14 protein-coding genes and 1 pseudogene are annotated in these 8462 nt (G+C 54.7%); all 15 read right to left on the bottom strand.

Annotated features, from left to right (window positions below; genetic code table 11):
* Positions 1-558: 558 nt before the first annotated feature.
* The 15 genes and pseudogenes from rpsN to QZ292_RS03125 all read right to left on the bottom strand — a co-directional run bounded on the left by rpsN (position 559) and on the right by QZ292_RS03125 (position 8454).
* Entirely contained in the window at positions 559-828 is a 270-nt protein-coding gene (gene rpsN / locus QZ292_RS03195; protein ID WP_294597742.1) for a 30S ribosomal protein S14, read from the bottom strand.
* Positions 829-831: 3 nt separating this feature from the next.
* Positions 832-1389, bottom strand: coding sequence for a 50S ribosomal protein L5 (rplE, locus tag QZ292_RS03190; protein WP_294597739.1), 558 nt, complete (start codon positions 1387-1389; stop codon positions 832-834).
* A complete protein-coding gene (gene rplX / locus QZ292_RS03185; protein WP_294597736.1) occupies positions 1389-1712 on the bottom strand; it encodes a 50S ribosomal protein L24 in 324 nt (107 codons plus the stop codon). Before rplX ends, rplE begins: the two co-directional genes overlap by 1 nt.
* A gap of 19 nt (positions 1713-1731) precedes the next feature.
* Positions 1732-2097: a 50S ribosomal protein L14 gene (gene rplN, locus QZ292_RS03180; RefSeq protein ID WP_294597733.1), complete on the bottom strand. Its 366-nt coding sequence runs from the start codon at positions 2095-2097 to the stop codon at positions 1732-1734.
* Between the two features lie 2 nt (positions 2098-2099).
* Entirely contained in the window at positions 2100-2357 is a 258-nt protein-coding gene (gene rpsQ / locus QZ292_RS03175) for a 30S ribosomal protein S17 (RefSeq protein WP_294592628.1), read from the bottom strand.
* Between the two features lie 5 nt (positions 2358-2362).
* The gene (gene rpmC / locus QZ292_RS03170; RefSeq protein WP_294592630.1) at positions 2363-2566 is read right to left on the bottom strand and encodes a 50S ribosomal protein L29; all 204 of its coding nucleotides are present in this window, start codon (positions 2564-2566) and stop codon (positions 2363-2365) included.
* 9 nt (positions 2567-2575) lie between these two features.
* A complete protein-coding gene (gene rplP, locus QZ292_RS03165) occupies positions 2576-3004 on the bottom strand; it encodes a 50S ribosomal protein L16 (protein WP_294592631.1) in 429 nt (142 codons plus the stop codon).
* A gap of 33 nt (positions 3005-3037) precedes the next feature.
* The gene (rpsC, locus tag QZ292_RS03160; RefSeq protein WP_294597729.1) at positions 3038-3832 is read right to left on the bottom strand and encodes a 30S ribosomal protein S3; all 795 of its coding nucleotides are present in this window, start codon (positions 3830-3832) and stop codon (positions 3038-3040) included.
* A gap of 190 nt (positions 3833-4022) precedes the next feature.
* A pseudogene (rplV, locus tag QZ292_RS03155) lies at positions 4023-4412 on the bottom strand (50S ribosomal protein L22); the annotation flags it as partial.
* A gap of 28 nt (positions 4413-4440) precedes the next feature.
* Positions 4441-4710, bottom strand: a complete 270-nt coding sequence (gene rpsS, locus QZ292_RS03150) for a 30S ribosomal protein S19 (RefSeq protein ID WP_294592635.1) — start codon at positions 4708-4710, stop codon at positions 4441-4443.
* A gap of 19 nt (positions 4711-4729) precedes the next feature.
* Positions 4730-5554, bottom strand: coding sequence for a 50S ribosomal protein L2 (gene rplB, locus QZ292_RS03145; protein ID WP_294592637.1), 825 nt, complete (start codon positions 5552-5554; stop codon positions 4730-4732).
* 6 nt (positions 5555-5560) lie between these two features.
* Positions 5561-5851 (bottom strand): 50S ribosomal protein L23, encoded by a 291-nt coding sequence (rplW, locus tag QZ292_RS03140; RefSeq protein ID WP_294592639.1) that lies wholly within the window; start codon positions 5849-5851, stop codon positions 5561-5563.
* 28 nt (positions 5852-5879) lie between these two features.
* On the bottom strand, positions 5880-6521 hold the full coding sequence (rplD, locus tag QZ292_RS03135) for a 50S ribosomal protein L4 (RefSeq protein WP_294597726.1): 642 nt from the start codon (positions 6519-6521) through the stop codon (positions 5880-5882).
* Between the two features lie 26 nt (positions 6522-6547).
* Complete coding sequence (rplC, locus tag QZ292_RS03130; RefSeq protein WP_294597724.1) at positions 6548-7165, bottom strand: 50S ribosomal protein L3; 618 nt, start codon at positions 7163-7165, stop codon at positions 6548-6550.
* A gap of 269 nt (positions 7166-7434) precedes the next feature.
* Positions 7435-8454 (bottom strand): BF3164 family lipoprotein, encoded by a 1020-nt coding sequence (locus QZ292_RS03125; protein ID WP_294597721.1) that lies wholly within the window; start codon positions 8452-8454, stop codon positions 7435-7437.
* Positions 8455-8462: the final 8 nt, after the last annotated feature.

Below are 8462 nucleotides of genomic sequence, written 5' to 3'. Positions count from 1 at the left end.
ACGCCTCCCCATCGGGAGGCCCGCAACACGCCGCTCACGCGTCGAAAATTGCGGTCACTCCCGGGCACCGGCCCGCTTCCGGTCAACCCAAATACAACCCAAACCATCTGTTGGGTTCGGGCTACTCGCTCTCCGCCCCGTGTCCGCCCCACTGCGGCTCCGCTATCGCTCCGCCACATTTTCCCGTCGCCCGCTGGGATTTCATCTCGATTTTGCTCGTCGCAAAACGAGTGAAATCCCTTTTTACGCGGGCGGGCGACGGAAACGAGTTTTGTCCGCGCGCCGGGGCGATTCATTCCATTTCGGCTCACGCCGAAACAGTTGAATCGCCTCTTTTGGCAGCGGCGCGCGTCGAGCTTCGACTGGCCTCGGGCCGGCCGGGCCCCGCGTGCCTGCGGTGGGCAATTGGCTGAGTCGGCCCAATGTTCGCTGTCCGCGCGCTGACATAACCAGACTATCACAATATCCCTCTAAAATGAGCATCGGGGCTCCGGAATCTCCAGAGCCCCGATGAATGATCAGATCATTTCGACGTTGCATCAAAACTGCATCGAAAATCTACCAGCTCGCTTTCTTCACGCCCGGCAGCAGGCCTGCGGATGCCATTTCGCGGAACTGGATTCGGCTAATCCCAAACTGCCGCATGTACCCCTTCGGCCGCCCCGTGAGCTGACAACGGTTGTGCAGCCGGATCGGGTTGGAATTTTTCGGCAATTTGGCCAGCCCTGCATAATCTCCCGCTTCTTTCAGTGCGGTGCGCTTGGCGGCATATCGTGCCACGAGCTTGGCCCGTTTCACTTCGCGGGCTTTCATCGATTCTTTTGCCATGGCTTAGTTCTTTTTTGCGTTTTTAAAAGGAAGGCCGAACTGTTTGAGCAGCGCATAAGCCTCCGTATCATTTCCCGCCGTGGTCACGAAGGTGATTTCGACGCCGAAAATCTTGGTGATTTTGTCGATGTCGATTTCCGGGAAAATGATGTGTTCCTGCACGCCCAGGGTATAGTTCCCCTGACCGTCGAATTTGTCGTTGATCCCTTTGAAGTCGCGGATACGCGGCAAAGAGACTGCGATCAACCGTTCCAAGAATTCGTACATCCGTTCCCGGCGCAAGGTAACGCGCACCCCGATCGGCATCTGCTTACGGAGTTTGAAGTTCGAGATGTCCTTCTTCGAACGGGTCTGTACGGCGTGCTGTCCGGCAATCGTCGAGAGTTCGTTCTGAGCGACTTCGACGAGCTTTTTGTCTGCAACGGCCGCTCCGATCCCCTGGTTGATGACGATCTTTTCGAGTTTCGGCACCTGCATGATGCTTTTGTAGCCGAACTCTTTCATCAAAGCGGGAGCGATCTCCTCTTTGTATTTGGTTTTGAGTGAAGGTACGTATGCCATTATTTGATCTCCTCGCCTGATTTGACGGCCACGCGGACCAGTTTGCCTTTATCGTTGAGTTTTCGGCCCACCCGGGTCGGTTTCCCTGATTTCGGGTCGAGCGGTTGCAGGTTGCTGATGTGGATCGGGGCTTCCCGTTTCACGATCCCGCCCTGAGGATTTGCGGCGTTGGGTTTGGTGTGTTTGCTCACCAGGTTGACGCCTTCGACGATGGCGCGCTGCTTTTCGACGAGCACTTCGAGCACTTTACCCTGCTGCCCTTTGTTGTCGCCGGCATTGACGTACACCGTGTCCCCTTTTTTGATATGGAGTTTCGTAGACATTTCGGTTAGTTTGTTAAAGTTACAGCACTTCCGGCGCCAGGGAGATGATTTTCATGTTGGCATCGCGGAGCTCTCTGGCAACCGGCCCGAAGATACGGGTACCGCGCATTTCGCCGGCGTTGTTGAGCAGCACGACGGCGTTGTCGTCGAACCGGATGTACGATCCGTCGGGCCGTCTGATCTCCTTTTTGGTTCTCACCACAACGGCTTTCGAAACGGCGCCTTTCTTGATGTCCCCACCCGGGGTGGCGCTTTTGACGCTGACGACGATTTTGTCCCCGATCGACGCGTAGCGCCGTCCGGTACCGCCAAGTACCCGGATACAGAGGACTTCCTTGGCTCCGCTGTTATCGGCTACGGAGAGCCGGCTTTCTTGTTGTATCATGGTTACTTAGCTCTTTCGATGATTTCTACTAATCTCCACCGTTTGCTTTTGCTGAGGGGGCGGGTCTCCATAATCCGGACGGTATCTCCCTCGCCGCAGTCGTTGGTTTCGTCGTGTGCCACGAATTTGGTGGTTTTATTGACGAATTTACCGTAGATCGGGTGTTTCACTTTCCGTTTGACAGCAACAACGATCGATTTGTCCATTTTGTTGCTGACGACCACCCCGGTTCTCTCTTTTCTAAGGTTTCTTTCTTCCATGGCCTCTACTTGTTAATAGTGGTGGTTTGTTTTTCGCGCAGGATGGTCAGCAGACGTGCGATATCGCGGCGCATATTTTTGATGGTGGTCGAGTTTTCGGCCGGCGAAACGGCGTGGTTCATTTTGGCACGCAGCAAGTTGGCCTTTTCGGTCTCTACCCGTTCGACGATTTCGCCCGCTGTCAGTTCACGTATTTCAGATGTTTTCATGTCTTCGTGTTAGATAGAGGTTTCGGTATAGTCGCGACGGATGATGAACTTGGTGGTGATGGGGAGTTTCTGAGCCCCGAGGCGCAACGCTTCCTGGGCTACTTCCAAAGGCACCCCTTCGGCTTCGAACAAGATGCGGCCCGGAGTAACCGGCGCCACGAATCCTTCGGGCGAACCTTTCCCCTTACCCATACGCACTTCGGCGGGTTTTTTGGTAATGGGTTTGTCCGGGAAGATCCGAATCCACACCTGTCCTTCACGTTTCATTTGTCGCACGATAGCCTGACGAGCGGCCTCGATCTGACGTCCGGTGATCCAGGCCGATTCCAGGGCCTTGATCCCGAACGATCCGAATGACAGTTCAGCTCCTCTCTGTGCCAGACCTTTCATGCGGCCTTTCTGCATTCTGCGAAATTTCGTCTTTTTCGGTTGTAACATGGTTGGTTCCTTTTATTACGTCTGACGACAGATTTACTGATTATTGGAGTTGCGTCCTCCTCTGCGGTCGTCGCGTCCCCCGCGGCGTGCCCCGCGACGGTCGTCACGTCCTCCTCTGCGGTCGTCGCGTCCGCCACGACGGTCGTCGCCGCCGCGTCCTGCTGCCGATGCGCTCATCCCTACGATCGGAGACAAATCGCGTTTGGCATACACTTCGCCGTTGCAGATCCATACTTTAACCCCCAGCAAGCCGACCTTGGTCAAAGCTTCTGCGAGGTTGTAGTCGATATCTGCGCGGAAAGTATGCAGCGGAATTCGTCCTTCCTTGTACGATTCGCTGCGTGCCATTTCAGCACCACCGACACGCCCCGAGATCTGGATCTTAATCCCCTCTGCGCCCATCCGCATGGTCGATGCAATGGTGGTCTTGATCGCTCTCCGATACGAGATACGCCCTTCGACCTGACGTGCGATATTGTTCGATACAATCACCGCATCCAGCTCCGGCCGTTTCACTTCGAAGATATTGATCTGCACGTCCTTGCCGGTCAGTTTGCGCAGTTCTTCCTTCAACTTGTCCACTTCGGCACCGCCTTTCCCGATGATGATCCCGGGCCGCGAGGTGCTGATGGTAACGGTCACCAGCTTCAAGGTCCGTTCGATCACGATTTTCGAGACGCTGGCCTTGGCCAACCGCGCTCCGAGGTATTTACGAATTTTGGCGTCTTCGACGAGTTTTGCCGGGAATTCCTTGCCGCCATACCATGACGAGTCCCAACCCCGAATGATGCCCAGCCGATTGGCGATCGGATTTACTTTCTGTCCCATCTTAGTTTGCTGCGTTTTCAGGTTTCACATCGGCAGCCGCCTTGGCAGTGGTTTTGGCAGCGGTCGTTTTCTTGGCCGTAGTCGTCGCTTTTTTGGTGTCAGCGGCGGTCGTTTTCTTAGCAGCCGGTTTGGTTTCGGTCGCCGGCGCAGCAGGCGCAGCCGCTTCCTTAACGGCAGGAGCGGTGATTTCCATCCGATCGACGATGATGGTCACGTGGTTGGAGCGTTTCCGGATCCGGTGTGCACGCCCCTGCGGAGCCGGCTGAATCCGTTTGAGCTGCCGTCCGCCGTCGACGAAGATGGTCTTGACGCACAGCGGGGTCTCTTCCAGTGAAACGCCCTGGTTCTTGGCTTCCCAGTTGGCGATGGCCGACCGGAGGAGTTTTTCGAGACGTACCGATGCCTCTTTCTTGGAATACCGCAGCATCCCCAAGGCGCGATTGATTTCCACGCCGCGGATCATATCGGCCACGAGTCTCATTTTGCGCGGAGAGGTCGGGCATTCGCGCAGCGAGGCGATTGCGGTCGAGCGTTTTTCCGCTTTGAGCTTTTCGGCTCTTAATCTTTTTCTTGCACCCATAACAGGTATACGGAATTACTTTTTAACACTATTTTTTCTTGTTGCCTCCGTGACCGCGGAAGCTGCGGGTCGGGGCGAATTCGCCCAATTTGTGTCCCACCATGTTTTCGGTCACATACACGGGAATAAACTTATTCCCGTTGTGCACCGCCAGGGTGTGTCCCACGAAATCCGGCGAGATCATGCTCGCGCGCGACCAGGTCTTGATAACCGATTTTTTGCCGCTATCGTTCATGGCAAGGATCTTGCCTTCGAGTTTCGGTTCGATATACGGTCCTTTTTTCAGTGAACGGCTCATTTACGCTGTCTTGATTAGATTATTTATTCCTCCGTGAAACGATGAACTTGGAAGTCGTCTTCTTGGGGTTGCGGGTTTTGTAGCCCTTGGCCAGCACGCCCGTACGCGAGCGCGGGTGTCCCCCGGAAGCACGTCCTTCACCCCCACCCATCGGGTGGTCGACGGGGTTCATCACGACGCCGCGGTTGCGCGGACGCCGCCCGAGCCAGCGCTTGCGCCCTGCCTTGCCGCTCTGTTCGAGGCTGTGGTCCGGATTGGACACGGTCCCGATCGTAGCCCGGCAGGTGGTGAGCACCATACGGGTTTCCCCTGAAGGAAGTTTAATAATAGCGTACTTCCCCTCGCGGGCAAGCAGCTGAGCGTAAGTCCCTGCAGACCGCGCCATCGCAGCGCCCCTGCCGGGTGTGAGTTCGATGCAGTGCACAACGGTACCAAGAGGAATTTCCGAAAGGAATAGTGTGTTGCCCACTTCAGGTGCGACGCCCGCTCCGCTGGCGATCTTCTGCCCGACGGTCAGGCCCACCGGCGCAACGATGTATCGTTTTTCGCCGTCGGCATAGACCACGAGGGCAATCCGCGCGCTGCGGTTCGGGTCGTATTCGATGGTTTTGACCGTAGCGGTCATGCCATCTTTGTTGCGCATGAAGTCGATGATGCGGTACTGACGTTTGTGTCCACCACCGATGTAGCGCATGGTCATTTTCCCGGTGTTGTTCCGCCCTCCTGAGGATTTGAGGGGGGTTACCAGTGATTTTTCCGGGGTCGAAGTCGTAATATCGTCAAAGGTGCCGATAACTTTATGTCTCTGACCCGGGGTCATCGGTTTGAATTTTCTAACTGCCATCGTCTTTTAGATATTACTGTAAAAATCGATTTTGTCTTCTCCCCCGAGGGTGACGATCGCCTTTTTGTAGCGGTTCTGACGCCCTTCGAGCATTCCTGCCTTGGTGTAGCGGCTCTTGCGTTTGCCGTCGTAGTTACAGGTGTTGACATCGGTCACCACGACGCCGTACATAGCTTCCACCGCAGCCTTGATCTGGAGCTTGTTGGCCCGCGGATCCACAATAAAACCGTAGCGGTTCAGTTTTTCGCCCTGAGCCGTCATTTTCTCGGTCAATATCGGCTTAATCAAAATTTCCATGATCTTTCTTTAAAAGATGGTCTCTTCGTTACTGGATTCCACAAACCTGCTGCATGGCAGCCACAGCTCCCTCCCCGCCGATGAGCAGGTGCGCTGCGTTCATCACGTCGTAGGTATTGAGGTTCTGCGCCTGAATCACCTTTACGTTCGGCAGGTTCCGCGCGGCGAGGATCACGCCGGCGTTGTCCATATCGCCGCACAGAATAACCAGGGTCTTCTTGTCGGCAACGCCCAGGTTCTTGGCCGCTGCGATGAATTCCTTGGTTTTGGGCTGCATTTCGAAGCTGTCGACCACGGTGATGGCCGCGTTCTTCGCTTTGTAGGTCAGCGCGCTGCGCCGGGCGAGCTGTTTGAGTTTCTTGTTGAGTTTGAAGCGGTAGTCGCGCGGCACAGGCCCGAATACACGACCGCCTCCGACAAACAGCGGCGACAGGATCGACCCGCTCCGAGCTCCGCCCGTCCCTTTCTGTTTCTTGAGTTTCCGGGTAGAGCCGGCCACTTCGTTCCGTTGTTTCGATTTGTGAGTTCCCTGACGCTGGTCGGCGAGGTACTGCTTCACATCGAGGTAGATGGCGTGATCGTTGGGCTGTTCGAGCGCGAATACGGCGTCGTTCAAGGTCACTTTCTTCCCGGTCTCTTTACCGGCGATATCGAGTATGTTGAGTTCCATAACTTAAATCTCCTCCCCTTGAATGGTTAGCCTTCGATTAACAAATAAGAGCCTTTAGCCCCCGGAATGGAACCTTTCACAAGGATGAGGTTGTTTTCCGGAATCACTTTGAGCACTTTCAGATTGAGCACTTTGACCTGCTCGCCGCCAGTCCGCCCCGGCATGCGTTTGCCCTTGAAGACCCGCGACGGATAGGACGATGCACCCAGCGACCCCACGTGCCGCTGCCGGTTGTGCTGACCGTGGGTCTGTCCGCCGACACCGCCGAAGCCGTGCCGTTTAACAACCCCCTGGAAGCCTTTCCCTTTGGAGATTCCGGTCACATCGACCCATTCGCCTTCGACAATCACGTCCACGCCCACGGTGTCGCCCAGATTCGGCATCGTTTCGAACGATTTGAATTCGGCGATTTTCCGCTTCGGGGTCGTCCCTGCCTTGGCGAAGTGGCCCATCATCGGTTTGCTGGTGTGCTTTTCCTTTTTGTCGTCATAGGCAAGCTGCACTGCGGCATAGCCGTCCTTTTCGACGGTCTTGACTTGCGTAACCACACACGGACCAGCTTCGATCACAGTGCATGGGATATTTTTCCCCTCGGCACTGAAAACGGATGTCATTCCGATTTTTTTCCCAATTAGTCCTGACATTTTGTTTGGTAATGGTTTGTAAAATGGTCTGTGCCTTTTCAACTCGCTCCAGCGGCAGGAGTCTCGAAATCAATCGCTTACCTGCATAAAGAGAGCAAAGGCGACTGCAAAGATAGGGGTTTTCGGTTGATTATCAAATTTTTCTGTGGATTTTTTCGGCTGCGGAGCGTTCATTTTCAACGGAGAAGGGGGCAAAGAGGGAACAAAGAACCCCGCCCTTTTTCATTCGGGGCGGGGTTCTCTGTCGTATGGGTTGAATCGCGGCGGAATCAATCGGGCAGGGTGAAGGTGCAGAGCTGATGTTCCGAATTCGGGTCGGCTGCAATGACCGTCCGCCCATCCGGCAGCACGTCGAAGGTCGAGATATAACGTTCGAGCTCGTAAATACGTTCCAGTTGACCTGTATTCAGATCATAAACCCGAAAATAACGACCCCCGGACGGCGCATTACCTCCTTCCTCAAAGATACGATCGACTTCTTTCATGGAGACTCCGGAATAAATGGCATATATTTTATCTTCGGCAATCCGCACTTCTATAAAACCATTTACCTCCCCCACAAATCCCTCAGGACTAATAACCGGTGCTCCATCCGAACCGACAACCACTACCTTTTGCACTGTATCGGCAGGGTGACAGATTTCGAGCACTTCGCCCAAACGCGCGGCCAGAACCAGCCACCCACCCCGAAAGGCTATCCGAGACTGCCAAAGATACGGCATCAATGCCGGCTCCGTTTCATTCGTTTTAGAACCCTCCGGCAATGCGTATTGTACGCGTAAAATATGACCGGATGTATCACAGAGTTGCACTCTTCGATCTACCCCTGCACTCTGCAATACAACGGTATCTCCATTCGCTTTGGCAAATGCCAATGACGGTGAGACTTCATTCGGATATTCCACTATACGCAACGGCCGCCGCGCACCTTGTTTCAGACTGTCCAGCGCGTATATCGCCATCTTCGGCTCGCGACTGGCCATGACATACAAGTAGCGATTGTCCAAATCGAAGCCACCGAGTCCCAACAACTCTTCCGGCCCTTTTCCTTTGGGCATGAACTCGCAAATCGGCTCCAAAGAAGGATATTTCACGGCAAGCATCATCGAGGGACTTTTTATATCCCAGATATACAAAACCGAATCCCGCACAAGTACCTGGCGCACATGCCCCAGAAAGAGACTTTCCGGCGTTTTAAGCGAATCGACTTGAATTTTGTCTGTTTCAATTTGATCTACAACAGTCTGTTTACCTCCACATGCCACCAAGAGCAAGCCTATACCACTCATCGAAAAAA

It is taken from the genome of uncultured Rikenella sp. (assembly GCF_910577125.1).
Lineage (GTDB): Bacteria > Bacteroidota > Bacteroidia > Bacteroidales > Rikenellaceae > Rikenella.
The sequence above is the reverse complement of the archived record's forward strand: the minus strand, read 5'-3'. Positions and strand labels throughout refer to the sequence as shown.